Origin of the sequence: Propionibacterium freudenreichii subsp. freudenreichii, from assembly GCF_000940845.1 — a bacterium.
In the GTDB taxonomy this organism is placed as follows: domain Bacteria; phylum Actinomycetota; class Actinomycetes; order Propionibacteriales; family Propionibacteriaceae; genus Propionibacterium; species Propionibacterium freudenreichii.
On sequence record NZ_CP010341.1, the window covers coordinates 914769 to 941693 of the forward strand.

The 26925-nt window shown below is 67.1% G+C and carries 22 protein-coding genes; 15 read left to right on the forward strand and 7 right to left on the reverse strand.

From position 1 onward, the window contains the following. The first annotated feature begins 42 nt into the window (after nt 1-42). A complete protein-coding gene (clpX, locus tag RM25_RS03865) occupies nt 43-1320 on the forward strand; it encodes an ATP-dependent Clp protease ATP-binding subunit ClpX (protein WP_013160735.1) in 1278 nt (425 codons plus the stop codon). A 111-nt stretch (nt 1321-1431) separates the two neighbouring features. On the opposite strand, the gene RM25_RS03870 is transcribed toward clpX, so the two are convergent. Next, the gene (locus tag RM25_RS03870; RefSeq protein ID WP_036939438.1) at nt 1432-1746 is read right to left on the reverse strand and encodes a hypothetical protein; all 315 of its coding nucleotides are present in this window, start codon (nt 1744-1746) and stop codon (nt 1432-1434) included. Nucleotides 1747-1864: 118 nt separating this feature from the next. Between RM25_RS03870 and thrC the strand changes: the two genes are divergently transcribed. The 3 genes from thrC to RM25_RS03885 all read left to right on the forward strand — a co-directional run bounded on the left by thrC (nt 1865) and on the right by RM25_RS03885 (nt 5341). Beyond that, entirely contained in the window at nt 1865-3307 is a 1443-nt protein-coding gene (gene thrC, locus RM25_RS03875; RefSeq protein ID WP_044636083.1) for a threonine synthase, read from the forward strand. A 78-nt stretch (nt 3308-3385) separates the two neighbouring features. Beyond that, the gene (locus RM25_RS03880; protein WP_013160738.1) at nt 3386-4507 is read left to right on the forward strand and encodes an ATP-dependent 6-phosphofructokinase; all 1122 of its coding nucleotides are present in this window, start codon (nt 3386-3388) and stop codon (nt 4505-4507) included. Between the two features lie 84 nt (nt 4508-4591). Then, the gene (locus RM25_RS03885; RefSeq protein ID WP_013160739.1) at nt 4592-5341 is read left to right on the forward strand and encodes an HAD family hydrolase; all 750 of its coding nucleotides are present in this window, start codon (nt 4592-4594) and stop codon (nt 5339-5341) included. Between the two features lie 106 nt (nt 5342-5447). On the opposite strand, the gene valS is transcribed toward RM25_RS03885, so the two are convergent. The 4 genes from valS to RM25_RS03905 form a co-directional block, all read right to left on the reverse strand. Continuing rightward, the gene (gene valS, locus RM25_RS03890; RefSeq protein WP_044636084.1) at nt 5448-8075 is read right to left on the reverse strand and encodes a valine--tRNA ligase; all 2628 of its coding nucleotides are present in this window, start codon (nt 8073-8075) and stop codon (nt 5448-5450) included. An 89-nt stretch (nt 8076-8164) separates the two neighbouring features. Beyond that, entirely contained in the window at nt 8165-8959 is a 795-nt protein-coding gene (locus RM25_RS03895; RefSeq protein ID WP_036939431.1) for a DsbA family protein, read from the reverse strand. A 263-nt stretch (nt 8960-9222) separates the two neighbouring features. Then, nucleotides 9223-10017, reverse strand: coding sequence for a DsbA family protein (locus tag RM25_RS03900; RefSeq protein ID WP_013160742.1), 795 nt, complete (start codon nt 10015-10017; stop codon nt 9223-9225). Nucleotides 10018-10052: 35 nt separating this feature from the next. After that, on the reverse strand, nt 10053-10631 hold the full coding sequence (locus RM25_RS03905) for a DoxX family protein (protein WP_013160743.1): 579 nt from the start codon (nt 10629-10631) through the stop codon (nt 10053-10055). Between the two features lie 147 nt (nt 10632-10778). On the opposite strand from RM25_RS03905, the gene RM25_RS03910 reads away from it, so the two are divergent. From RM25_RS03910 to RM25_RS03925, 4 genes are all read left to right on the forward strand, one after another. Beyond that, nucleotides 10779-12284, forward strand: coding sequence for a bifunctional folylpolyglutamate synthase/dihydrofolate synthase (locus RM25_RS03910; RefSeq protein WP_013160744.1), 1506 nt, complete (start codon nt 10779-10781; stop codon nt 12282-12284). A 110-nt stretch (nt 12285-12394) separates the two neighbouring features. Further along, nucleotides 12395-12871: a nucleoside-diphosphate kinase gene (ndk, locus tag RM25_RS03915; RefSeq protein ID WP_013160745.1), complete on the forward strand. Its 477-nt coding sequence runs from the start codon at nt 12395-12397 to the stop codon at nt 12869-12871. Nucleotides 12872-12993: 122 nt separating this feature from the next. Further along, nucleotides 12994-14208 (forward strand): CPBP family intramembrane glutamic endopeptidase, encoded by a 1215-nt coding sequence (locus RM25_RS03920; RefSeq protein ID WP_158487047.1) that lies wholly within the window; start codon nt 12994-12996, stop codon nt 14206-14208. A 76-nt stretch (nt 14209-14284) separates the two neighbouring features. After that, nucleotides 14285-16228, forward strand: a complete 1944-nt coding sequence (locus tag RM25_RS03925; RefSeq protein WP_044636086.1) for a TIGR03960 family B12-binding radical SAM protein — start codon at nt 14285-14287, stop codon at nt 16226-16228. A gap of 63 nt (nt 16229-16291) precedes the next feature. Here the strand turns inward: RM25_RS03925 and RM25_RS03930 are convergent, their stop codons facing one another. Together RM25_RS03930 and RM25_RS03935 are read right to left on the reverse strand one after the other, a co-directional pair. Beyond that, a complete protein-coding gene (locus RM25_RS03930) occupies nt 16292-17392 on the reverse strand; it encodes a calcium:cation antiporter (protein ID WP_173425124.1) in 1101 nt (366 codons plus the stop codon). After that, nucleotides 17389-18645 (reverse strand): TerC family protein, encoded by a 1257-nt coding sequence (locus tag RM25_RS03935; RefSeq protein WP_013160749.1) that lies wholly within the window; start codon nt 18643-18645, stop codon nt 17389-17391. Before RM25_RS03935 ends, RM25_RS03930 begins: the two co-directional genes overlap by 4 nt. Nucleotides 18646-18859: 214 nt before the next feature. Between RM25_RS03935 and RM25_RS03940 the strand changes: the two genes are divergently transcribed. From RM25_RS03940 to proB, 7 genes are all read left to right on the forward strand, one after another. After that, a complete protein-coding gene (locus RM25_RS03940) occupies nt 18860-19315 on the forward strand; it encodes a MarR family winged helix-turn-helix transcriptional regulator (protein ID WP_013160750.1) in 456 nt (151 codons plus the stop codon). Nucleotides 19316-19378: 63 nt separating this feature from the next. Continuing rightward, nucleotides 19379-20131: a TIGR03936 family radical SAM-associated protein gene (locus RM25_RS03945; protein ID WP_013160751.1), complete on the forward strand. Its 753-nt coding sequence runs from the start codon at nt 19379-19381 to the stop codon at nt 20129-20131. A 253-nt stretch (nt 20132-20384) separates the two neighbouring features. Then, on the forward strand, nt 20385-23171 hold the full coding sequence (locus RM25_RS03950) for an Rne/Rng family ribonuclease (protein WP_013160753.1): 2787 nt from the start codon (nt 20385-20387) through the stop codon (nt 23169-23171). 235 nt (nt 23172-23406) lie between these two features. Beyond that, on the forward strand, nt 23407-23715 hold the full coding sequence (gene rplU, locus RM25_RS03955; RefSeq protein ID WP_013160754.1) for a 50S ribosomal protein L21: 309 nt from the start codon (nt 23407-23409) through the stop codon (nt 23713-23715). Nucleotides 23716-23728: 13 nt separating this feature from the next. Then, nucleotides 23729-23992 (forward strand): 50S ribosomal protein L27, encoded by a 264-nt coding sequence (gene rpmA / locus RM25_RS03960; RefSeq protein ID WP_013160755.1) that lies wholly within the window; start codon nt 23729-23731, stop codon nt 23990-23992. Between the two features lie 148 nt (nt 23993-24140). After that, entirely contained in the window at nt 24141-25742 is a 1602-nt protein-coding gene (gene obgE / locus RM25_RS03965) for a GTPase ObgE (protein ID WP_013160757.1), read from the forward strand. Continuing rightward, a complete protein-coding gene (proB, locus tag RM25_RS03970; RefSeq protein ID WP_013160758.1) occupies nt 25732-26904 on the forward strand; it encodes a glutamate 5-kinase in 1173 nt (390 codons plus the stop codon). Before obgE ends, proB begins: the two co-directional genes overlap by 11 nt. Nucleotides 26905-26925: the final 21 nt, after the last annotated feature.

Here is a 26925-nt window from a genome sequence, read left to right on the forward strand (position 1 = left end):
CGCCCGGGCGGGTTACTCTGAGTGTCCACGAGAGGGGGCGTCATGGCGCGCATCGGGGAGAGCGGCGACCTGTTCAAGTGCTCGTTCTGTGGAAAGAGCCAGAAGCAGGTCAAGAAGCTCATCGCGGGTCCGGGTGTTTACATCTGTGACGAATGCATCGATCTGTGCAACGAGATCGTCGAAGAGGAGTTCTCGGAGAGCACCGAGAAGGAACAGGGCGGCGAGCTTCCCAAGCCCGCCGAGATCGTCTCCTTCCTGAACTCCTACATCATCGGGCAGGACGCCGCCAAGAAGGCGCTCGCGGTGGCCGTCTACAACCATTACAAGCGCGTCCAGGCGCAGGCCGACAGCTCGTCGAAGCATGACGACGATGTGGAGCTCGCGAAGTCGAACATCCTGTTGATCGGCCCCACCGGGTGCGGCAAGACCTACCTGGCACAGACCCTGGCGCGCATGCTCAATGTGCCGTTCGCGATGGCCGACGCCACCGCCCTGACCGAGGCCGGCTATGTCGGCGAGGACGTCGAGAACATCCTGCTCAAGCTGCTGCAGGCCGCCGACTTCGATGTGAAGCGCGCCCAGACGGGCATCATCTACATCGACGAGATCGACAAGGTGGCCCGCAAGTCGGAGAATCCCTCGATCACCCGCGACGTCTCCGGTGAGGGGGTCCAGCAGGCGCTGTTGAAGATCCTGGAGGGCACCGTCGCCTCCGTTCCGCCGCAGGGCGGGCGAAAGCACCCGCACCAGGAATTCATCCAGATCGACACCACCAATGTGCTGTTCATCGTGGGGGGTGCCTTCTCCGGCCTGGAGGAGATCATCGCCGACCGCGTCGGCCAGGGTGGCGTGGGCTTCACCAACGATTCGGTCAAGCGCCAGCCAGTGGGACTCGATCCCTTCGCCGGTGTGCGCCCCGAGGACCTGCACACCTTCGGGTTGATCCCCGAGTTCATCGGCCGCCTGCCCGTGATCACCACGGTGCCCAGGCTCGACGCCGATGTGCTGCGCCGCATCCTCGTGGAGCCGCGCAATGCGCTGGTCAAGCAGTTCGAGAAGCTCTTCGAGCTGGACGGCGTGGAGTTGGAGCTCACCGACGACGCGGTCTCGGCGGTTGCCGAGAAGGCGGTCACCCGCAACACCGGCGCGCGCGGATTGCGCGCGATCCTCGAGGAGACCCTCCTCGACGTGATGTTCGAGGTGCCCAGCCATGAGGAGATCGGCCAGGTGGTGATCACCGGTGACGTCGTGCACGGCGACGCCCAACCGACCATGCTCACCCGGGCCGAGATCGCCGAACGGCACAAGCTGTCCGCCTGACACTGTTCACCGATGGCCCACGCCAGCCCTCAGCACACGACCCGTACGCCCCGGATTCCCGGATCGGCGTGCGGGTCGTGCACGTTCCGGCCCCGCGCTCGGGACGGGGAGTCACAGCGCGGGAATCGGCAACCAACTCCCGCCGCGTCGGCGGAGCACCCGTGGGGGAGACACCACGGCCACCTGTGACACCTGCTGGGTGATCTGGGCGCCATGGCGCCGGGCGCGCGCATCCTCGTCGGCATCATGGGAGCCCGCGATGGTGAACCGCACGGTCACCGTCGGCACCCCCGCGGGCATGTCGAGGCGCACATCGTCGCAGTGGAGCGGCGCCACCACGGCTGCCCGCGCCACCTCCAGGACCTCGTCGGGACGGTGCCCGGGACGCAGGCCACTGACCTGGAACTGCACTCGAAATGATGGCATGGGCCCGATCTTCCTCCCCGCCACGTTCATGGCCCCCGCAATCCCGGTGTCCGGTCGGTCGGGTTCTCGCATCGTTGCCGTGGGGCACGGCGCGGTGCTCGGACTGTAGCCTGATGACGTGCGCTATGTGTCAACCCGTGCCGCGTCCGCCGATGCCTCGGAGCCCTTCTCCGACATCCTGCTGGAAGGCCTCGCCCCCGACGGGGGCCTCTACCTGCCCGTCACCTACCCCCGGGTCGATGCACAGACCCTCACCCGGTGGCGCGCCGTGCTGGCCGAGCAGGGCTATGCGGCGCTGGCTGCCGAGGTGATCGGCCTCTATATCGATGACATCGGCCATGATGACCTGCTGGAACTGTGTCGCAGGGCCTACACCGCCGAGAAGTTCGGCGACCCCCAGATCGTGCCGGTGACGCGCATCGGCGACGAACCCCTGTGGCTGGGGCACCTGTCCAATGGACCGACGGCGGCCTTCAAGGACATGGCGATGCAGTTGCTCGGGGAGTTCTTCGAGTACGAGCTGCGTCGCCGGTCCAGCTGGCTGACCATCGTTGGCGCCACCAGCGGCGATACCGGAAGCTCGGCCGAGTATGCGATGCGCGGACGTGACGGGCTGAGCGTCGTGATGCTGACCCCGGCGGGCAGGATGACCCCCTTCCAGCAGGCCCAGATGTTCGGCCTGCAGGATCCCAACATCATCAATGTCGCGGTCGACGGCGTCTTCGACACCTGTCAGGACCTGGTGAAGGCCCTCAACGCCGACGCCGAGTTCAAGCATCGCTGGCACGTCGGTGCCGTCAACTCGATCAACTGGGCCCGCCTGGTGGCCCAGGTGGTCTACTACTTCGCCTGCTGGCTGCGCGTCACCACCAGCGCCGACGAACAGATCAGCTTCGCGGTGCCCACCGGGAACTTCGGCAATGTCTGCGCCGGGCACATCGCCCGCTCCATGGGATTGCCGATCAAGCGCCTCATCGTGGCCACTAATGAGAACGACGTGCTCGACGAGTTCTTCCACACCGGCCGATACCGGGTGCGCGGCGCCGTCGAGACCGTGGCCACCTCAAGCCCCTCCATGGACATTTCGAAGGCCTCGAACTTCGAGCGCTTCATCGCCGACCTGTTCGGACGGGACGGTGCGACCGTGCGCAGGCTGTTCGACCAGCTCGCCCGCACCGGGGAGTTCGACATCTCGGGGACGGCGCAGTTCACGGCCGTCAGCCAGCAGTACGGCTTCGTCTCGGGCCATTCCAGCCATGCAGACCGCCTGGCCACCATCGAGCGCCTGTGGACCACCGACCAGATCCTCATCGACCCGCACACCGCCGACGGCGTCCATGTCGCCGAGCAGTTCGCCGGCGACGAGCAGATCGTGGTGCTGGAGACCGCACTTCCGGTCAAGTTCGCCGACACCATCAAGGAGGCCACCGGGGAGTTGCCACCCGTGCCGCCGCGCTTCGCCCACATCGGGGAGGGGCCGCGTCGGGTCATCGAGATGGGCGACGACCTGGGCGCCCTCAAGAAGCTCGTGGCCGACACCGTGGGCACCCTGCGGGCCTAGCTCAGCACCGGCGCGGCGACCATCGAACCATTCCCGTGCGATCGTCATCGGACGGGATCAGCAACAAAGGAGACAGCAATGAGCATGCGCGTCGGAATTCTCACCTCCGGTGGAGACAGCCCCGGCCTCAACGCCGCCATCCGTGGATTCGGCAAGGCCGCCGTGAGCACCTACGGCATGGAACTGATCGGCTTCCGCGACGGGATGCGGGGCCTGGCGGAGAACCGCTTCATGCAGCTCGACTCGCACGCACTGTCCGGCATCCTCACCACCGGCGGCACCATCCTGGGCACCAGTCGCGACAAGGTGCACAAGATGCTGGTCGACGGCAAGGTGCAGAACATGATCCCCGTGATCAAGAAGAACTACGAGAAGAACAAGCTGGACGCCCTGGTCTGCCTGGGTGGCGGCGGCACCGCCAAGAACGCCAAGCGCCTGTCCGACGCCGGCATGAACGTGATCACGCTGCCCAAGACGATTGACAATGACCTGGTGGGCACCGACCAGACCTTCGGGTTCGCCACGGCCCTGGAGATTGCCACTGATGCGGTCGACCGCCTCCATTCCACCGCACACAGCCACCATCGCATCATCCTCACCGAGATCATGGGGCACCGTGCCGGATGGCTGGCATTGGGTGCGGGGATCGCCGGTGGCGCCGATGTGATCCTGCTGCCCGAGGTGCCCTACAACGTCGAGTCCATCGCCGCGGCCATCAGCCGCCGCTCCGCCCATGGCTCGAACTTCTCGGTGGTGGCCGTGGCCGAGGGCGCGCGCAATGAGCGTGACGCCGCCGAACTCGCCGCCGCCGACGCACTGGTGCGCGAGGCCGATTCACCGGTGGCCCGCGACGCCGCGAAGACCCACCGGGCCAATGTCGAGGCCTCGCATCGGGCCCATACCTTCACGCTGGCCACCGAGCTGGAGAAGGCCACCGGACTCGAATCGCGCGTGACCATCCTGGGCTACGTCCAGCGCGGCGGCACGCCGTGTGGACGCGACCGCGTGCTGGCCACCGTGCTCGGCACTGCCGGCGCCGACCTGGTCGCCAAGGGCGTCTTCGGTGTCATGGTCGCCGCGAAGGGCGACGGGGCAGAGCCGGTTCCGCTCGAGGAGGTGGCCGGCAAGATCCGCCGCGTACCCGTCGACCACCCGTGGATCCGGGCGGCCAAGGAGGTCGGCACCGGGTTCGGCGACTGACCGCGCCCGGCTGGGATCCCAGTGGGGTTGGACCCCAACGGGCTGGGAACACAACGGGCTGGGCCGCGACCCTATGCTTGACCGGTGAGTCCTTCCCAACCCCTGACGTTGCATGTGAGGGCCCTGGTGCTCGACATGGACGACACCATCAACCAGACGACGCCGGCCATGCGGGTGGCATTGCGCACGGCCGCCGTCGGGCTGTGGCCGCAGGTCCCCGAGGAGCGGCTGCACGCCGCTGTCGAACGCTATGCATTTGATGGCGCCGGATGGTTCCAGCGCTTCTCCTCGGGCCAGATCGACTTCGAGACGATGCGCCGCGGCCGGCTGGCAGACATGGCCGCCCAGCTCGACAACCAGCTCTCGGATCAGCAGTACGAGAGCTTCGAGGAGAGCTATCGCGCGGTGTTCATCGACTCGTGTCGGGCCTTCGACGACGCGCTGCGCCTGCTTGACCGGGCCCGTGCCGCGCAGGTGCCCGTGGCCGTGTTGTCGAACTCCGCACACCACATGACGCGCAGGAAGATCCACCGGATCGGCCTGGACGATCGCTTCACCGCCGTACTGTGTGCCGACCAGCTCGGCGCCGGAAAGCCCGACCCGGGCGCATATCTGGCCGCCTGCCGGGCCATCGGCCACGAGCCGGGTGAGGTCGGTTACGTGGACGACCTGTTCCGCGACGCCCACGGCGGGGCGCAGGCGGGCCTCAAGGCGGTGTGGCTTGACCGCATCGGTGAGGACGGAACCCCGGACAGTGAACACCAGGTGCGCTCGGGTGACCAGGCCGTGCCGATGATCGGCGGGCTGGACCAGCTCGACGTCCGCCTGCCCTGACCGTTCGCGGCGTCGGATCACTGCCGTTCGGGTGATAACCGCTGGCTGAACGCCGCAGGGGGCGGACCCAACCACCTGGTCGGGCCCGCCCCCTGCGGGTGGAGCGTCAGTTCTTCTTTTTCTTCACCGGCGGCTCGCCCAGGGTGATCTGGGCGCCCACCTCGTCGCCGGCCTCCTGCCAGGCGATGTCGGTCTCGATATGGCCGACCGCGCTCAGGTCGGCGGCTGCCGACTTCAGGTGGGCCACCGCGGTGGCGGGGCCACTGAGCGTGATGTCGATCACCGGGGTCTTCATCGAGACCTTGGCGTCCGACTTGGCGCCACGCACCAGGATGAGCGCTGCGGCCACGTCGGTGACCAGCTGCGGGTCACCCGTGGAGGGCAACTCGTCGACGGTGGGCCAGCTCGCAGTGTGCACCGAGCCAGGCTTCCACCAGCTCCAGACCTCCTCGGTGACGAAGGGCATGAAGGGTGCCAGCAAGCGCAGGATCACCGACAGGGCCAGCTGCAGTGACGCATTGGCCGAAGCCGCGGCCCGGGGTCCCTGGGCGCCGTAGGCGCGTTCCTTCACCAGTTCGAGGTAATCGTCGCAGAAGCTCCAGAAGAACTCCTCGGTGACTTCCAGGGCGCTGGTGTAGTCGAACGCCTCGAGGTCCTTGGTCGCCTTGGCCACCACGGCGCGCAGGGCGGTCATCTCGGCGACGTCCACCGGCACGGTGATCTCTTCGGGATCAGTGGCCTCTCCCATGCCCAGCACGAAGCGGCTGGCGTTGAGCACCTTCATGGCCAGGCGACGCCCGACCTTCATCTGGCGCTCGTCGAAGGGGGAGTCGAGTCCGGGACGGGCCATGGCGGCGCGCCAGCGCACGGCGTCGGCACCGTACTTGTCGAGGATGTCGGTGGGAACCACCACATTGCCCTTCGACTTGCTCATCTTCTTGCGATCGGGATCCATCACGAAGCCCGAGATCATCGCGCGTGCCCACGGCACCTCGTTGAACTCAAAGTGCGCCCGCACCACCCGGCTGAACAGCCAGGTGCGGATGATGTCATGGGCCTGGGGCGCCAGGTCCATCGGGAAGGTGAGCTTGAACAGCTCCGGGTCACGCTCCCAGCCGGTCACGATCTCGGGGGTCAGGGAGCTGGTTGCCCAGGTGTCCATCACATCGGGGTCGGCCATGAAGCCGTTCGGCTTGCCGCGCTGGGCCTCCGAATAGCCATCGGGCACGTCGGAGGTCGGGTCGATCGGCAACTCGGCGGCGCTGGCCATCAGCGGCTCGTCATAGTCGGGGTCGCCGTTGGCATCCAGCCGGTACCAGATGGGGAAGGGGATGCCGAAGAAGCGCTGGCGACTGACCAGCCAGTCCCCGTTGAGGCCCTCGACCCAGTTGGTGTAGCGGTGGCGCATGTACTCCGGCACGAAGTCGATGTCATCGCCGCAGTTGATGAGCGTCTGCTTCAACTCGTCATCGCGTCCGCCATTGCGGATGTACCACTGGCGCGTCGAGACGATTTCCAGCGGCTTGTCGCCCTTCTCATAGAAGTTCGCCTTGCGCTGGGTCGGCTCGGGTTCCCCGATCATCTCACCGGACGCCTTGAGCGCCTCCACCATGGCCGCGCGGGCCGAGAAGACCGTCTTGCCGGCCAGCTTGTCGTCGTAGAAGGTCGGATCGGGCAGCCAGTCGGGGATCTCGCGGGTGAAGCGCCCGTCACGACCGATCACGGTGCGCGTGGGAAGGCGCAGTTCACGCCACCACAGCACGTCGGTGAGGTCACCGAAGGTGCAGCACATGGCGATGCCGGCGCCCTTGTCCATCTCGGCGGCCGGATGGGCCAACACGGGCACCTCGACGCCGAAGATCGGGGTCTTCACCATCGTGCCGAACAGGTGCTGGTAGCGGGTGTCGTCGGGGTGGGCGATCAGTGCGCAACAACTGACCACCAGCTCGGGACGCGTCGTCTCGATGAAGACGTCCTCACCGTCGGGGCGGTGGAAGGCGAGCCGATGGTAGGCGCCCGGGTAGTCCCGAGCCGCGAGCTCGGCCTGGGCCACGGCGGTCTGGAAGGTGACATCCCACATGGTGGGTGCCTCGGCCATGTAGGCCTCGCCGCGCTCGTAGTTGCGCAGGAACGCGAGCTGCGAGATGCGCTGGGTCTCCTCGCCGATCGTCGTGTAGAGCTGCTTCCAGTCCACGGACAGCCCCACCTGGTGCCACAACTGCTCGAAGGCCTTCTCGTCCACCTTGGTGAGCTGACGGCACAGGTCGATGAAGTTGCGGCGGCTGATGGGGATCTGGTGCTTCGCATCGGGCTTGGCCGGCGGCTGGAAGTCGGGGTCGTAGGGCACCGACGGATCACAGCGCACGCCGAAGAAGTTCTGCACGCGACGCTCGGTGGGCAGGCCGTTGTCGTCCCAGCCCATCGGGTAGAAGACCTGCTTGCCGAGCATCCGCTGGTAGCGGGCGATCACGTCAGTATGGGTATAGCTGAACACATGGCCCACGTGGAGTGAACCCGACACCGTGGGCGGAGGCGTATCGATGCTGAACACCTGGGGACGGCTCTCCGGCCGCTTGAAGGCGTAGAGCTGCTCATCCTCCCAGGCCTCGGCCCATTTGGACTCCAGGCCCTCCAGTACCGGACGATCGGGGACCTTCCAGCCCGACGATCCCGACGCGGGGGCCGAACGTGTGTCTTGTGCTGAGGAGTCAGGTGCTGCGGTCATGGCTGACATCCTATCGAGCGTGCCGAATGGCCCCCACGCCGTCGGCTGGCTCGGACGCACCCCGTGGACGTTGTGTCCTTTCCGGGTGGTCGGAGGCCTCAGACGCCCCGCACGAGCTTCATGATGTCATCCTCGGTGGGGTTGGTCTTGCGGGGCATGTCGATCTTCCTGTCATTGGCCAGGAAGGTCGGCGTGCCGTTGTATCCGTCGGCCTGGGCCTGACGGTCCACGGCGTCGACGAAGGCGTTCATCTCGCCCTTGTCGTAGCTGGACTGGAACTTGGCCAGGTCGTCGCCGGTGATTCCGGCCGCCTGCGGGAAGGCGTTGCGCAGCTGGTCATCGGTGTAACCGGTGCCCTCCTTCGCAGGCTGGTTCGAGAACACGGTGTCGTGGTACTCCTGATACTTCCCGAAGGTGTCCGCAATGGCTGCGGCCCGGGCTGCGCGCACCGAGGAATCATTCTTCAGGTTGATGTCCAGGAAATAGCGCGTGCGGTATTCCAGCCTGATCTCGCCCTTCTTGGCCAACGACTCGAACACCGGCCCGAAGACCGTCTCATATGTGTGGCAGATCGGGCACTGGAAGTCGTCGATCACGGTGAGCACCGGTGCTGAATCGTTGACATTGTCGGCGGAGAACACGCCCTTGTCGCCGGGGGAGGCATGTGGGGGACGGACACTCACCACCGTTGAGGTTGCCCCGGAACCACCCGACCGTTTCCCGAACACACCACCGGCGGCCATGGCGATCACGGCGACCAACACCGCTGCAACGACCACCGCCACGGCGACGACGGTGATGCGCTTGCGGCGGGCGGCCGCAGCCTCGCGTTCACGGGCGGCGCGCAGCTGCTCGCGGCGACTCGCCGACTTGGCGGCGTTGGATGAGGCCATGGTCAACCTTTCGTGGGATCACCGGGAATGCTCCATGTGCCCTCGTCAGGCAGGCCCGGGGCGATGTCACATGGAGACATCATCCATGAGGAATCATGCCGGATGGGGGATTTTCGGCAAGAGCGCAGGCCCGATGCGCCGCCCCGCCCACGAGACGTCCCGCCCACGAAAAGCGCGCGACGCGCTGACAGGACGCAAGCACCCCGCGTCGCTCCAGCGGGGGAACGACGCGGGGTGCGTCTCGAGAAGAGTGTCGGTGACCCTCAGGCTGCCTTCACGATCTGCATCACATAGTCCTCGGTGGGAGCCGAATTGGTGAACTTGATCTGCTTGTCGTTGGACAGGAAGGTCGGAGTCGAGTTGTAGCCGTCGGCGCTGGCGTTCTTGTCCACGGCGTCGACGAAGGCGTTCATCTCGCCCTTGTCGTAGCTGGACTGGAACTTGGCCAGGTCGTCGCCGGTGATGCCGGCTGCCTGCGGGAAGCTGTTGCGCAGCTGGTCATCGGTGTAACCGACTCCCTCCTGGCTCGGCTGATTCGAGAACACGGTGTCGTGGTACTCCTGGTACTTCCCGAAGGTGTCGGCAATGGCCGCGGCCCGGGCCGCGCGCACCGAGGAATCATTCTTCAGGTTGATGTCCAGGAAATAGCGCGTGCGGTACTCGAGCCTGATCTCGCCCTTCTTGGCCAACGACTCGAACACCGGCCCATAGACGGTTTCGTACTGGTGGCACGCGGGGCACTGGAAGTCATCGACCACGGTCAGCACGGGGGCGGAGTTGTTCGTGTTGTCGGCGGAGAACACTCCCTTGTCGCCGGGGGAGGCGTTGGGGGGCCGCACGCTGACGGTGGTGGCAGTCCCCTTCGTCGAGGAGCCTGACTTGCTGGAGAAGACGCCGGAGGCGGCCATCGCGATCACGGCAACCAGGGCGGCGATGATGACGACCACGACGGTCACGATGATGATGCGCTTGCGGCGGGCGGCCGCAGCCTCGCGTTCACGGGCGGCGCGCAGCTGCTCGCGGCGACTCGCCGACTTGGCGGCGTTGGATGAGGCCATGGTCAACCTTTCATGAGGGGTCAGTCGGGAAAGCTTCAGGAGCCCTGGTGGGGCGTCTTCTCGGCGTGGGCGGGCACATGGTCGTCGTCATCGACGGACAGCGGCCGGAACAGCCAGCCATCCACGGACAGGGCGGTGCGTGGCCGGATGACGAGCCAGACGCTGGCGGCAAGCAGGCCGATGTCGCGAATGATGTCCCACAGGTACTGGGGCTTCTGGTCCGAACTGAGGATGCCGCCCTGGCCGAAGCAGCCGCAGTCAAGGCGCAGGCCGTGCGCCCATGCCCAGGCGATGCCGAAGGTGAACACGATCATCGCCAGGCCGTTGAGCACCGAGGCGACGCGCGTGAACAGGCCAACGACCAGTAGCGCTCCGACGACGAGCTCCAGGGGCGGTTGGGCATAGCCGATCAGCGTGCTGAGCGTGTCGCCCAACCCCAACTGGTACAACTTCACCTGTTCCACGTTCAGCGGCAGGTTGCCGATCTTGGTGGCGCCCGCCCAGATCATCACGACGCCGGTCAGCAGGCGGAGCGCCAGTCCCACCCAATCGCGCCAATCCTGCGGGCGACGCAGTGCGCGCGGCGGGGTGACGCGACTCGGTTCGGAACTCACGGTGGGCAGCATACCCGGGACAATGGGGTGCATCGACCCGGATGAAGCGGCCGATATCGGGCCTGTGACCCCGCTGAGTGCCACGCGGACAAGACCGCGTGATGCGTCGGCGCCGAGCTCCACGGCCACTGGCTAGGCTTGCAGTCGATGAACAGCACCCAGGGGCTCCCCGCTGACAGCCCGCGACACAGCATTGTGACCGGCGGCTTTGATTCCGGCGATCCGCAACGTCACGCACATATCGTCTCCGAGCTCACCGGACGCTGGCCGGAGAACCGCGTGGGACCCTCCCTCGACCGCATTGCGCGACTGTGCGAGCTCCTGGGGTCGCCCCAGCGCAGCGCCCCGGTGATCCAGATCACCGGCACGAACGGCAAGGGCAGCACCGCCATCATGATCGATGCCCTGCTGCGGGCCATGGGCCTGCGCACCGGACGGTTCAGCTCACCCCACCTGCAGGACCTCACCGAACGGATCTGCATCGATGGCCAGCCCATCGCCCCCGACCGCTTCGACGAGCTGTGGGAACAGGTCGAACCGTTGGTCACGATGGTCGACGACCAACGCCTGGACGGCATCGAGATGACCTTCTTCGAGGTGATGACGGGGCTGGCCTACGCGGCGTTCGCCGACGCACCCGTTGACGTGATGATCATGGAGGTCGGCATGGGTGGGCGTTGGGACGCCACCAATGTTGCCGATGCCCAGGTGGCCGTGGTCGGTCCGGTGGCGATGGACCACATGCAGTACCTCGGGGACACGATCGCCGAGATCGCCACCGAGAAGGCGGGCATCATCAAGGCCGGTTCGACGGCCGTCATCGCGGGCCAGAGCGCCGATGCGGCACGCGTCCTGGCCCAACGCTGCCTCGAGGTGGGGGCCCCCATGGTGCGTGAGGGCATCGATTTCGGCCTGCTCGACCGTCAGCCCGCCGTGAGCGGGCAGCTGTTGCGCCTGGACACGGCCTCGGGTCCGATCGGCGACATCTTCCTTCCGTTGCTGGGTGCCCACATGGCCCACAACGCCGCACTGGCGTTGGCCAGTGTCGAGGCGTTCATGGGGGGCAAGGGCCTTGACCCGACGGTGATCGAGGCGGGATTCGGCCAGGTGGTGGCTCCGGCGCGCCTGGAGACGGTGCATTCCGAGCCCACCGTGGTGCTCGACACCGCACACAATCCCCATGGCGTGAAGGCGACCCTCGAGGCGTTGCGGGAGGCCTTCACCTTCCGTCCGCTGATCGCCGTGGTTGCAATGATGGCCGACAAGCAGGTCGACCAGGTGCTCGCCCAACTGGAGGCGGTTGCCGACATCATCGTGGTGAGCCATGTGTCGGGCAGCCGTCGCGCGATGTCGGTGGCCGAGCTTGCCGATCTGGCCACGGGAATCTTCGGTGCCAACCGGGTGCGCACCGCCGATGACGTCTCCCAGGCACTGTCCACGGCCATGGGACTGGCCGAGCAGTCCGGCGAGGGCGCCGGCGTGCTCGTGATCGGCTCGGTCTACCTGGCAGGCGAGGTCCGCGACATCCTGGTGGGCCACGACGTGACCACTGTCGGGCAGCCCCTGCGACTGGGCGCCGACGACCTGCAGGTCGGCGAACGTCGCCCGGCCATCATCGATGCCGACGACGAGGACGTCGACGACGAGGATTGAGGCGCGGCACGGCACGCCCAGCGTTGCTTGCGTCAGTCCGCGCTGAGCCGAACTCTGCCGGATACGGGCGCGCCACCGAGATCGACAGGCACATTGTTTAAGGTGTGGGAGTGAGTGAATCGCGCCACGACCCGCCCGGGGGGGTCTCCTCGCCGGAAGTCCAGTCCCCGGAGGCCCGGTCGGAACGAACGCTGGTCCTGCTGAAGCCCGATGCCGTCCGGCGTGGCTTGGTGGGAGAGATCATCGCCCGGTATGAGCGCAAGGGCCTGCGGATCCGCGCGATGCAACTGCGTCATGTGGATGCCGACTTGGCCGCCAAGCACTATGCGGAACATGTCGACGCGCCCTATTACCCGGCCGTCGAGGCATTCATCACCTGTGGCCCGGTTGTGGCCCTTGCCCTCGAGGGCGAGAATGCGATCACCATCGTGCGCGCCATGCATGGTGCCACCGATCCTTCCGAGGCACGTCCGGGCACGGTGCGTGGGGACTACTCCCTGAGCACCCGGATGAACTTGGTGCACGCCTCGGATTCACCCAAATCAGCGCAGCGCGAGCTGGCGCTGTGGTTCGGACAGGACTTATGAGCGAAAACAACCACCCCCAATCCGACGGCACGCCCGGCCCTTCACAGTGGGGTCCGCCACAACCCCGTCAGTTGCCTGAGCCAGCAGGTGTTCCTCACGGCCTCCCGGTGTCAGATTCATCGGTGTCGTCCGCGCCCGCAGGCGCCGCGCGCCTGCAATACCCGACGAGCGGATCCACCCCGGTGCCGGCTCGTGATCAGGCCGCAATGGCGTGGCAGTATGCCCCTTACCTCCCGGCCGAGCGCGATCTGCCGACAAGGCCGACCCATTACCACGGATTCTGGCGCACCGAGAAGTGGCGTTGGTGGCGGGTACTACTGGCTGCTGCAGTCACTCTGGCGGGCTTCTTCGGCACCGGGTTCGCCTTTGGGTTGTTCGGCTATGCCATTGATTTCGCGCGCACCGGAAAGATCGATGGTCCGGGAACGGGGCTGACCGCCGGACTGTTTCTGGGCAACAACCTCGCGCTCGCCAGCCTGATCCCGATTGCGCTGCTCGTCTCGCTGGTGTTCCGCCAGCCGATGCGGTGGATGTCAAGCGTCACCGGACGCTTTCGATGGCGGTGGTTCGGTGCCTGCCTGGCGTGGTGTTTGCCTTTCTGGATCGTGCTGGCAACACTCACCTCCTTGGTCGGCGAGAAGGGCGAGCTCGCAATGCACAAGGACACCGTGTTCATGATCTTCGCGGTGCTGCTGACCACGCCGCTGCAATGCGTCGGCGAGGAGTTCCTGTGCCGCGGCATCGTGAACCGTGGAGTTGCCAGCTTCTTTCCCCAAACCACGCGGCTGCTTCAGGTCCTGTCGGCGATCGCCGGCGGGGCTGTGAGCTCTGTGGTCTTCATGTTGTTGCACAACGCCGGTGATGTATGGCTCAACGTCAATTATTTCCTCTTTGCGTCGATCGGTTGTTACCTGGGCTGGGTCACCGGCGGACTCGAGGCGTCGTCCGCGATGCACATCATCAATAACCTGACAGCTATGGCGACACTGCCGTTCACCGATTTCAGCGGCATGTTCAACCGTGAGGCGGGCAGCTCAAGCCCGGCAATACTGTTGATCGACCTGACCCCGGTGGTGTTGGCCGCCATCGTGCTGACCTGGCGCGCCCATCGCAAGAAGATCACCAATGTCTCGGCGCCAGGTGCCGCCGGGCCGACGGCACCTCCAGCCCCGGCCCAACCGATCCAGCCCCCCGCTCCCTATGGCCAGCCCGGCTGGGCCACCGGTCCGCAGCAGGGCCCCTCGCAGGAATATCCCCCGCAGGGGTATTGGGGTCCCCGCCAGTTCTGCGGCAGCCCCGGGATGGTTCCCGGCAGGATCCGCTGGGGCAGCGCGTGACAGCCCCGTTTCACGGGCCTGATTACCCTGAGTGCTGGGTTGCGCCCAGATCGTGACCTCGACAGGAGTTTTCACAGTGAGCGGATATCGCCGACCCGAGCCGGCCTCGCAGTTTGAACAGCTCACCCCACTGCTCGCGCAGGTCTCCACCCCTGTGCAATATGTGGGCGGCGAGATCAATGCCCAACACAAGGCCTGGGACGACGCCCGGGTGCACTGGGCGCTGTTGTTCCCCGATACCTACGGGGTGGGCCAGCCCAACCAGGGCATGGCGATCCTCTATGAGGTGCTCAACGAACTTGACTGGGCCAGCGCGGAGCGCAGCTTCTCGGTATGGCCCGACCTGGAGCGCCTCATGCGCGCCAAGGGCGTCGGGCAGTTCACCCTGGAGAGCCATCGTCGGGTGTCGGGCTATGACGTGATCGGGGTGAGCCTGTCCACGGAGCTCAGCTACACGAACCTGCTCAATGCCCTCGACCTGGCGGGCCTGCCCATCCACTCCGCCGAGCGCGACGATGACGCGCCCCTGGTGGTGGTCGGCGGACACTGCGCCTTCAACCCCGAGCCGATCGCCGACTTCGTCGATGTCGTCGTGCTGGGGGATGGCGAGGAGGCTTCCCTCGAGCTGTCACGCATCGTGCGGGACTGGTTGGACGAGGGGCGTCCCGGCGGACGGGTGGGCGTCCTGGAACGCCTCGCGCACACCGGCATGTTCTATGTGCCCCGCTTCTACCAGGTCGACTACGCCCCTGATGCGACGATCTCCCGGATCGCCCCCGTGCGCGCCGACATCCCGGCGACCATCAACCGCTGGGTGCTCACCGGACTGGATGACTGGCCCTATCCCAAGGCACCAGTGGTGCCGATGGCCGAGACCGTGCACGAGCGCTATTCGGTCGAGATCTTCCGCGGCTGCACCCGCGGCTGTCGCTTCTGCCAGGCCGGCATGATCACCCGCCCAGTGCGGGAGCGCTCCGTGCAGACCATCGAGTCGATGGTCGACCGCGGACTGGCCGCCACCGGCCTGGAGGAGGTCGGACTACTCAGCCTGTCGAGCGCCGATCACTCCGAGATCGACCAGATCGCCGGCGGCCTGGCAGATCGCTATGCCGGCACCAACACCTCGCTGAGCCTGCCCAGCACGCGGGTTGACGCGTTCAACGTGCAGCTGGCCCAGGAACTGTCGCGCAACGGACGGCGCACCGGATTGACGATCGCGCCGGAGGCCGGCAGCGAACGGATGCGGGCGGTGATCAACAAGAATGTCTCGGAGGCCGACCTGATGGCCACCGTGACCGCGGCCTTCGAACAGGGCTGGCGTTCGGTCAAGATGTACTTCATGTGTGGGCTGCCCACCGAGACCGACGACGACGTGGCGGCAATCGCCCGCCTCGCCAAGCAGGTGGTGGCCAGGGGCCGCGAGATCTCGGGCAGCCGCGACATTCGGTGCACGGTGGGCATCGGCGGGTTCGTCCCCAAGTCGCACACGCCCTTCGAATGGGCGCCCCAGGCGACGCCCGAGGTGATCGACCACCGCATCGCCATCGTCAAGGACGCGATCCGCGAGGACCGCCAGTTCCGCAAGTCCATCACCGTGCGCTACAGCGCCGGCGAACCCGGACAGGTCGAGGGCCTGCTCGCCCGCGGTGACCGGCGCGTCGGTCGTGTCGTGGAAGCCGTGTGGCGCGCCGGCGGGCGTTTCGACGGTTGGAGCGAGTACTTCGACTACGAGCTGTGGACGCGTTGCGCGGCCGAGCAGTTGGCGCCGTTCGGCATCGACCTGGAGTGGTTCACCACCCGGGAACGTCCTCAGGTGGAGGTACTTGCCTGGGACCACCTGGATTCCGGACTCGACCGCACCTGGCTGTGGGACGAGTACCGCTCGGCGATCGCCGGCGACCAGCTGGCGGATTGCCGCTGGGACGACTGCAACGACTGCGGCGTCTGCCCGCTGTTCGGGGTGGACATCGAGCTGGCCACCGAGGGGCAGCGACCCAGCTCGCAGCAGGCCGCCTCGTAGGCCGGCGCCCCACGGACGTCACCCGGGCGCGGACCCGCGGACGTCTCGTGGGCGCCCGGATGCCTACGGGTTGGCGGCCAGGAAGATATAGGCGGCCAGGATCACCAGGTGCACTCCGCCCTGCAGGCGGGTGGCACGGCCCGGCGCGATGGTGAGCATGGCCAGCAGTACGGACATCACCAGCAACGCGATCTGGGTGGAGCCCAGGCCCAGGTAGAACTCGCCGGGGAACCAGATCATGGCCACGGCAAGGGTCGGGATCGTCAGGCCGATGCTGGCCATGGCCGATCCCAGCGCCAGGTTGAGGCTCACCTGCACCCGGTTCTGTCGCGCCGCGCGGACGGCGGCCAGCGACTCGGGTGCCAGCACCACCAGGGCGATGATCACGCCGACGAAGCCCGGCGGTAGTCCGGCGGCGGCCACACCGGCCTCGATGGTGGGGGACAGGATCTTCGCCAGTCCGACCACGGCCACCAGGGCGATCAGCAGGAAACCGAGGCTGCGCAGAGTGGCTGCGGTGGTCGGCGTCCAGGAGTCATCGTCGGTGTCGATCGGCATCCCGTCCTCGTCGATCGGCAGGAACGAACTGCGGTGCCGTCCGGTCTGGGCGGCGATGAACAAGCCGTACAACACCAGCGAGGCCACGCCGGCGAAGGCGAGCTGTGAGGGCGTGTACGAGGGGCTCGGGTCGCTCACGGTGAAGCGGGGGAGCACCAGGCAGATACCGGCCAGCGCCGTCACCGTGGCCAGGGCACCGCCACTGCCCAGGGCGCTGAAGCGCGATGTGGAATGTCGGGAGGCGCTCACGGTGAGCGACAGGCCCATGATGCCGTTGATGGTGATCATCACCGCGGCGAAGACGGTGTCACGGGCCAGCGTGGCCGAGCCCTTGCCGGAGGCCATCAGGGTGAGGATGAGCCCCACTTCGATCACCGTGACCGCGACGGCCAGGACCAGCGAGCCGAAGGGCTCACCGACCTTCTGGGCGATCACCTCGGCGTGGTGCACCGAGGCGATGATCGAGCCGATCAACAGGATCGTCAGCACCGCCAGCACGAGGGCTGCGGTGGGGTGGTAGATCCACGAGACGATCAGGGCGGCGAAGGCGAGGATCGGCAGCACCCGGGTCCAGTGCAGCCATTTGTGCTTGATCACTTTGCTCACGCGCGGCCCTCCGTCGTGCCTTCCTGGTCGTCGGAGGCCGGCGCGTCCATCGGACGCATCCCGTGCTCCTGGCGCCACCGGCCATGCACGTGCATGGCGCGGGCCACCCCGGCCTTCAATTCGGTTTCGTCACCGATGTGGTCCCGATGCTTCGGGGGGACGTCCTCCACCTGTTCGGCAGTGCGGACCAGCACGCGATAACGGTGCTCACGCTTGTCCGCTTCGGTGTCCTCGTCAAGTTTGAGGTAGCGGTCGGTCTCGGTGCGCAGCCGCGCGCCGGCGGCCTGGGCCTTGCCCGCGCCGCTCAGCAGCGAGGTGACGACCGTGATCACCAGCACGCCGATGATCACGCTCAGCGAGATGCCGGTGGTGATCTCGATCACCGGCACCGATTCGCCGTCGTTGATGAAGGGCACGGTGTTCTCGTGCAGGGCGTGCAGGATCAGCTTGATGCCGATGAAGCTCAGGATGGCACCCAACCCGTACGACAGGTAGATGAGGCGGTCCAGCAGTCCGTCGATGAGGAAGAACAGCTGACGCAGGCCCATCAGCGAGAAGGTCGTGGCGGTGAACACGATGTAGGTGCTCTGGGTGAGTCCGAAGATGGCGGGGATCGAGTCGAGTGCGAACAGGATGTCGGTACCGCCGATGGCGACCATCACCAGCAGCATCGGCGTCATCATGCGCTTGCCGTCCACCACCGTGAACAGCTTGTCATCGTCGTACTGGTCTGATGTGCGCAGCAGCTTGCGGGCCAGCCGGATCATGAGGTTGTCGGCCTCGGAGCCGTGTGACTCCTCATTGTCGGGCTTGACGGTGTGCCCGGCGGTGATCAGCAGGATCAGGCCGAACAGGTAGAAGACCCACGAGAAGCGGTTGATCAGTGCCGCGCCCAGGAAGATGAATCCGGTGCGGGCGATGATCGAGAAGACGATGCCCACCAGCAGCACCTTCTGCTGGTCCTTCCGGGGGACTGCGAAGCTGGAGATGATCAGCAGGAAGACGAACAGGTTGTCAACGCTGAGCGCCTTCTCGGTGATGTAGCCCGCGAAGTATTCACTGCCCATCTCGGTGCCACCGACGATCATCACGACGATGCCGAAGGCAATCGCGATGCCGATGTACACCGCCGACCAGACGGCGGCCTCGCGCAGCGAGGGGGAGTGCGCCTTGCGCACGTGGGCGAAGTAGTCGAACGCCAGCAAGCCGACGATCAGGATGATGGTTGCGATCCAGACGGCCGCTGGGACCATACAGGTTCCTTTCCGGTGAGTGGACAAGCCGGCGATTTGATTTGATAATACAAACCAATTGGATGTGGGCACAAGCGGGATGGCCCGTCCCAACGGCTTTTCGCGGCGCCTCCCGGGCGGCTCGTGGTGGCCCCTGGCGGGGCCGTCCCGCGGCGCACGGTGGGCCCACGGCAGGCGAACCACCCACGGCGGATGAGTCACGGAGAGGCAGTGCATGGCAACAGGGTCCGGTGTCGAGGACACCATGCTCGAGTTGGCGCGGGTCATGTCGCGCTCCTCGGTGCGTCGGCGTATCCACGGCAGCCTTGCCGACGAACTCTCGCCGACCGACACCTGGTTGTTGACCCACCTGTCCGAGGTGGGGCCCATGGCGATGACCGAGCTGGCCCAGTGGCAGGGGGTCGACCGCTCCACGATGACCGCCCAGACCCAGCACCTGGAGAAGCGCGGCTACCTGGTGCGGGAGCCGTCCCAGCGCGATCACCGGGTGATCATGGTGGGGCTGAGCGCCATGGGTGAGCGCATCGCCCAGGTGCTTCGCGCCGCCGGGCGCAGCGCCTTTGGCCGGGCCATGGGGGATTGGTCGCCCCAGGAGCGCGAGATGCTCGATCGCCTCCTGTCCCGGTTGCTCGCGGGGCTGGAGCGCTCCGCGCAGGGCGACCCGGGCTGAGCGTCGGACCCCACCCGCTGCGGCGCGGGATCTGGCAGCACCGGCTGTCCTAGGATCTTGGGCGTGCCAAAACGCGAACCACCCCGTCAGCCACCGCCGGTGCAACGCCTGCGGTTGCGCTATTCCAAGCTCGGCGTCGCCAGGTTCGCCTCGCATCGCGATTTCAGTCGGGCCTTTGAACGTGCCCTGCGCCGGGCCGAGGTGCCCATGGCCTATTCCTCGGGTTTCTCCCCCCACCCCCGCATCAGCTATGCCAACGCGGCACCCACCTCCGCGGAGTCCCACGCCGAATACCTGGACATCGCGCTGGTCGAGCAGGTGGACGCGGATCAGCTCGCCGACAAACTCAATGGGGCCCTGCCGGCCGGCTTCCGCATTGAGCAGGTGATCGAGTCGAGCAAGCCGAGCCTCACCGAGCTGCTGCAGGCCTCCGAATGGACGATCGACCTGGGCGCGGTCGATGCGGACGCCCTGCGCGCGGCCGTCGAGGCCCTGCTGGCCGCCCCCGGCCTGGAGGTGTCGCGGCGCACCAAGAAGGGCCTGCGGGTCTTCGATGTGCGCCCTGCCGTGCTGGCCGCCCACGTCGAGGGTGACCACATCTGGGTGCGGTTGCGCCATGGCGTGCCCCTGGTGCGTCCCGACGACCTGGTCACCGGCCTGCGCCAGCTTGTTCCGGGGCTGGGCGACGACCACCCGGGCCTGTTCGCCAGGCTTCGGCAGGGGCCCTTGGGTGATGATGGTTCGATCATCGATCCCCTGCTCGTCGCCGCGCCGTCCCGGGCCCCGCAGGACGAGTCCCCGACCGATCAGCCGTGACGATCGGCGTGGTCTTCAAGGCTGCGATTTTCGCTGCTCCCGCGTGGGTCGCGCTGGGCGTTATGCGTTCTGTGACATAATTGGGCTCAGGTAAGAGCGTCGTCCAGATGCTTGAACTCGCAGAACCTTGAAATCCTCACCGCGACGAGTGATCGACCGCGGGGGACTGTCGGGCGACTGCGGAATCCGCCAGCTTTTGTCACACCCCAGGTGTGATTGATCCGTGCCCGCGAGGGCGCAAGAGGAGCACTGCATGCTCGAGGAAAACCCCAGCAAGGAACCGACCGGCGCCGAAGAACAGCTTCTTCGACCCCCTGCGGGCAGGCGATCGAAGACCCGTCCCGCCGGGCCGCCCGCACCGGTGACCCAGCCACCAGCAACCCAACCACCCACGAACTCCCCGGCCACGTCAACTGCCGATGAGGCGACGACCAAGCCGAAGACCACCCGGCGAGCCACGACCCGCAAGAAGGCCGAAGCGCCCGCCACCACCCCGGACACCCAGCCCGCCGCGAAGCAGCCTGACACCACGGCCACCGCCGAGCAGGGCGAGGCCACCGCTCCGGCCGCCAAGAAGGCCCCCAGCCGCCGCAGCCGCACCACCAGGACCGCGGCCAAGGCACCTGAGGCCGAATCCACGACAAGCCCCGCCGCCGAGGGCCACGAGGGTGGATCAGACGACCCGGTCGTCGCCGCCATCGCCGCCGTGATGGCCCAGCGCGAGAAGCCGGCCCGGACCACCCGCACACGGGCATCCCGCAAGGCGGGCCCGGCCGAGCCGGTGAAGGCAGCTGCGTCCGCCGACCAGGCAACCGTCACGGAGACGACAACCGATCAGGCCACCGCCGACGAGAAGCCGAAGACCACCCGGCGTCGTCGCGCCACGGCCAAGCAGGGCCAGCCCGCGCCGGCCGCAACGTCCGAGAGCGGCGAGCAGGGCGCGTCCACCGACGAACGCCTGGACGCCGCACTGGCCAAGGCCCACAAGGCAGCGCCGCGCAACCGCCGCGGCAAGGCCACCGCCGCCCAGGACGAGGACGGTGCCTCCGACAAGAAGGCGGCCCTCGACTCGCTGACCGAGGCAATCGCCCACGGCGAGCAGGACAATGACGAGCATCACGACGATGCCCACGAGCAGGAAGCCACCCAGGAACAGCGTCCCAAGCGCCGTGGCAGGCGTGCCGAGCCGGCCAAGGCCGAAGCCGACCACGCCGAGGACGACCAGCACGACGAGGAGCACCAGGGTTCGCCGTCCGACGCCGAGGGCAATGGCGAGGACAGCTCCGAGGACGAGGGCGAGCACGGTTCGCACCGTCGCCGTCGTCGTCGCGGGGGACGTCGCCGCCGTCGCAGTTCCGAGGACTCCAACGACTCGGAGGACAACGGCGAGGACTCGAATGGTGAGTCGGGTTCGGGCCACGAGGCCGATGCCGATCATGGTTCGGACCACGGTTCGGACACCGACTCCAACGGCACCCAGCACCGCCGTCGCCGTCGTCGCCGCCGCAACGGCTCCGATGCCGACTCCGCCGAACTGCCGGTGCGCGTGCGCGAGCCGCGACACCACGGATCCGACGAGGTCACCGGCATCGAGGGCTCCACGCGACTGGAGGCCAAGCGCCAACGCCGCAAGGAGGGACGGGCCGCCGGCCGTCGCCGCGCCCCCATCCTGAGCGAGGCGGAGTTCCTGGCCCGTCGCGAGTCGGTTGATCGCAAGATGATCATTCGCCAGCGCGAGGACTACACCCAGCTCGCTGTCCTCGAGGACGGCCTGTTGGTGGAGCACTACGTCGATCGCAAGGCGTCCGCGTCGCTGATCGGCAACATCTACCTGGGCAAGGTACAGAATGTGCTGCCCAGCATGGAGGCCGCCTTCATCGACATCGGTCGTGGCCGCAATGCCGTGCTGTACGCCGGCGAGGTCAACTGGGACTCGATGGAGAAGGGCCACAAGGGCTCACGGCGCATCGAGGATGCGCTCAAGCCCGGCCAGACCGTGCTCGTGCAGGCCAGCAAGGACCCGATCGGCGCCAAGGGTGCCCGGCTCACCGGACACATCTCCCTGCCGGGCCGCTATGTCGTGTACTCGCCCGATGGGCACCTGTCGGGCATCAGCCGAAAGCTGTCTGACACCGAGCGCCATCGCCTGAAGAACATCGTCAATGACGCCATCGACGATTCGTCGTCGGTGATCGTGCGCACCGCCGCCGAGGGCGTGACCGAGGAGGCGCTGCGCCAGGATGTGGATCGCCTCAAGGCCCACTGGGATGTCATCGAGAAGAAGGTCGCCGAGGGCCATTCGCCCCAGCAGCTGTACGTGGAGCCCGACCTGACGCTGCGCATCGTGCGCGATCTGTTCACCGAGGACTTCAATGAACTCATCGTCGAGGGCGACGGCGGCCCGGAGGATGCCTTCGAGACCGTGCATGAATATGTCGAACACGTGGCCCCGAACCTGGCCGACCGGCTGGAGCACTGGGACACCACGAAGGGCGATCTGTTCACCAAGTACCGCATCGACGAGCAGATCTCCAAGGCCCTGGAACGCAAGGTCTTCCTGCCCTCCGGCGGCTCCCTGGTGATCGACCGCACCGAGGCAATGACCGTGATTGACGTCAACACCGGCAAGTTCACCGGGGCGGGCGGCAACCTCGAGGAGACGGTGACCAAGAACAACCTCGAGGCCGCCGATGAGATCGTGCGCCAGATGAGGCTGCGCGACCTCGGAGGCATGATCGTGGTCGACTTCATCGACATGGTGCTGCCCGCGAACCGCGAGTTGCTGCTGCGTCGGCTGGTCGAATGCCTCGGGCGTGACCGCACCCGCCACCAGGTCAGTGAGGTGACCAGCCTGGGCCTGGTGCAGATGACGCGCAAGCGGATCGGCACCGGCCTGGCGGAGGCCTTCACCGAGGAATGTGAGACCTGTGGGGGACGCGGCTATGTGCGCCACGACGAGCCGGTCGCCAGTCAGGCACCCGCCGATGGTGGGGAACGCCACCGTCGTGGTGGCCGACGCGGTGGGCGTTCGGGCAAGTAGTACTTCCCGGGCGGCGGTTTGACCGGGCATATCGGGGGCGAGTAATCTAGTCCCTCGGTGCTCTGTGAATGCGCCGCCCGGGTATGAGTTGGACGGCACCGATCCCAGGGATCGGGCGCCGGGCAAGGACCTGAAGGCCGGGCAAACAGGGCATTCGGGTGGAATTGGCCGATGAGAGTCGGTCGGGACAGACGTAATGCCGCAAGCTGCGGCGCGATACAGGAAGTGGGTCAGCGTGTACGCGATCGTGCGCAGTGGCGGCCGTCAGCACAAGGTTGCCGTGGGTGACGTCCTCGAGGTCGACAAGATGGTCGATGAGGTCGGTGCCAGTGTCAAGCTTGAGCCCGTTCTGGTGGTTGACGGCAAGGACGTCACCTCCGACAAGGCGGGTCTCGACAAGGTCGATGTCACCGCAGAGGTGCTCGGCCAGACCAAGGGTCCGAAGATCCACATCATGCACTACAAGAACAAGACGGGCTACAAGCGCCGCCAGGGGCATCGTCAGCAGTACACCCGTATCAAGGTCACCGGAATCAAGGCCTGAGGAGTAAACAGACATGGCACACAAGAAGGCTGGTTCCAGCTCTCGTAACGGTCGCGACTCGAACGCCCAGCGCCTCGGCGTGAAGCGCTTCGGCGGCCAGGTCGTCAACGCCGGCGAGATCATCGTCCGCCAGCGCGGCACCCACTTCCATCCCGGTGAGGGCATTGGTCGTGGCAAGGACGACACGCTCTTCGCTCTCGTGGGCGGAGCCGTGCAGTTCGGCACCCACCGCGGTCGTCGCGTCGTGAACATTCAGCCGGTGGAGACCACCGCCTGATCTCACACCCACATGCATCCTGCTCAGGGCCGGTCCTTCGGGGCCGGCCCTGAGCGCGTCCGCCGAGGGGCCTCGCCCGGCGAAGGACGTCGCATGGCGGGGCGCCAACTACACTGGAGCAATCCGCCCAACCACCGAAAGCTGATACATGGCTATCCCGTCTTTTGTCGACCGCGTCTCCCTCGAGGTGCATGCGGGTAAAGGGGGCAACGGCTGCGCCTCGGTGCTCCGCGAGAAGTTCAAGCCGCTCGGCGGTCCCGACGGCGGCAATGGCGGCCGCGGGGGATCGGTGATCCTTCGCATCGACCCCCAGCTGTCGACGCTGGTCGACTACCACCACCAGTCGCAGCGCTCCGCCACCAACGGCCAGCCCGGCCAGGGAAAGCACCGCTCGGGTGCCAACGGCGCCGATGTGGTGCTGCCCGTGCCCGAGGGCACCGTGGTCAGTGACCTGGACACCGGCGAGGTGCTGGCCGACCTCACCGGCGACGAGACCGAGTACGTCGTGGCGCGTGGCGGACGCGGCGGCCTGGGCAACGAGGCGTTGGCCTCGAAGGCCCGCAAGGCCCCCGGCTTCGCCCTGCTGGGCGAGGAGGGCGACGCCCGCAACATCCAGCTGGAACTGAAGGTGATCGCCGACATCGGCCTGGTGGGCTTCCCCTCGGCCGGAAAGTCCAGCATCATCGCCGCCATCAGCGCGGCGAAGCCCAAGATCGCCGACTACCCGTTCACCACCCTGGTGCCCAACCTCGGTGTCGTGAAGGCCGGCGACATCACCTACACGGTGGCAGACGTGCCGGGACTCATCCCGGGCGCGTCCCAGGGCAAGGGGCTCGGCTTCGACTTCCTGCGCCACATCGAGCGGTGCCAGGCCATCGTGCACGTGATCGATACGGCCACCTATGAGCCCGGCCGTGATCCGGTGCGCGACCTCGATGCCATCGAGGCCGAGCTGCACGCCCACGGCGGCCTGGACGACCGCCCCCGCCTCATCGTGCTCAACAAGGTGGACGTGCCCGACGGCAAGGTGATCGCCGACATGGTGCTGCCCGAGCTGGAGGCGCGCGGCCTGCGGGTGTTCGAGACCTCCGCCAAGACCGGCGAGGGCATGAAGCAACTCGTGTGGGCGATGGCACATCTGGTGGAGGAGCGCCGCAAGGAGCATCCCGCGCCCTCTGCCGAGCGCATCGTCATCCGTCCCCGCCCGGTGGACAAGAAACCCGCCTTCACCATCAAGAAGATGGGCGACGGCGAGGGCGGCTTCGTCTGGCGCGTGCGGGGCGAAAAGCCCGAGCTGTGGGTCAACCAGACGGACTTCGCCAATGACGAGGCGGTTGGCTACCTCGCCGACCGGCTCAACCGGCTGGGCGTGGAGGACGAACTGCTCAAGATCGGTGCCGAGCCGCACGACGCGGTGGCCATTGGCGCGGGCGCTCATCCGGTGGTCTTCGACTTCATCCCGCAACGCGAGATCGGGGCCGAGATCCTGTCGCGTCGTGGCGAGGACCAGCGGCTCAATGAGCTGCGCCCGGCCACCCAGCGTCGCCGGGCACGCGACGCCGAATACCAGGCAGCCCGCTCCGAGCTCATGGGCGACGACCGCGACGCCGACTGGCGCCGCATCCACGCCGCGGAACTCGACAAGCTGCGTGCCGGCGAGGGCGATGACGGCGAGGGGGTCGAGGTCAACTGGGTCGGTCACGACCCGAACGAGGACCTGGAGTCCTATACCGAGGGCGATGATGACTGACCAGGTTCCCTCGGTTGTTCCCGCCCTCGACACGGAGGAGAGCGTGCGCGCGGCGATCGGATCCGCACGGCGCATCGTGGTCAAGATCGGCTCCTCGTCGCTGTCGAGTGCCCGGCGTGGACTCGACGATGCCCGGTTGGCAGCACTGGTGGCCGCACTGGCCGATGTGCACGACGCGGGACGCGACATCGTGCTCATCAGCTCGGGGGCGATCGCGGCCGGACTGAAGCCATTGGGGCTCACCCGGCGTCCCCGCGACGTCGCCCACCAGCAGGCCGCCGCCGCAGTGGGCCAGGGCCTGCTCATTGAGCGATACACCGAGATGTTCGCCCATCGCGACATCCGTGTGGGCCAGGTGCTGCTGACGCCCGACGATGTGGCGGTACGCGACAATTACCACAACGCCCTGCGCGCCCTGGGCACCCTGTTGCGCATGGGCGTGCTGCCCGTGGTCAACGAGAACGACACCGTGGCCACCCAGGAGATCCGCTTCGGCGACAACGACCGGTTGGCCGCCCTGGTGGCGCAACTGGTCCGGGCCGACGCCCTGGTGATCCTGTCCGATGTGGACGCCCTGTACACCTCCCATCCCGACGATCCGGGCGCACAGGCCATCTCCTTCGTGCCGGACGTCGACGAACTGCGCGTGGACACCCACCGCATCGGCTCTGCGGTGGGAACGGGCGGCATGAACACCAAGGTGCAGGCCGCCCAGCTGGCGGCCTCGGCGGGCATCCCGGTGATGCTGGCGCGGGCCAACGCCGTCCTCGACGCCCTGCACGGCGCCCCGGTGGGCACCGCCTTCGCCCCCGTGGACCATGCCCGACCGCGCCGTCTGCTGTGGCTGGCCTATGCCTCACGGGTGAAGGGCTGCCTCAAGTTGGACGCCGGCGCGGTGCGCGCGCTGACCAACCGCAAGGCATCGCTGCTGGCGGCAGGTGTTACCGACGTGCGTGGACATTTCGTGGCCGGCGATCCGGTTGAGGTCGAGGGTCCCGAGGGCGATATCGTTGCCCGCGGACTGGTCAACTATTCAAGCGACGAGTTGCCGTCCATGTTGGGCAAGAATTCTGCCGATCTCGGTGTGGAGATGGGTGAGGGCTTCGACCGAGCCGTGGTGCACCGCGACATGCTGGTGCTGATGAACCACCCGGGGGTCTGAGCCACCGATATCGAGGGAATG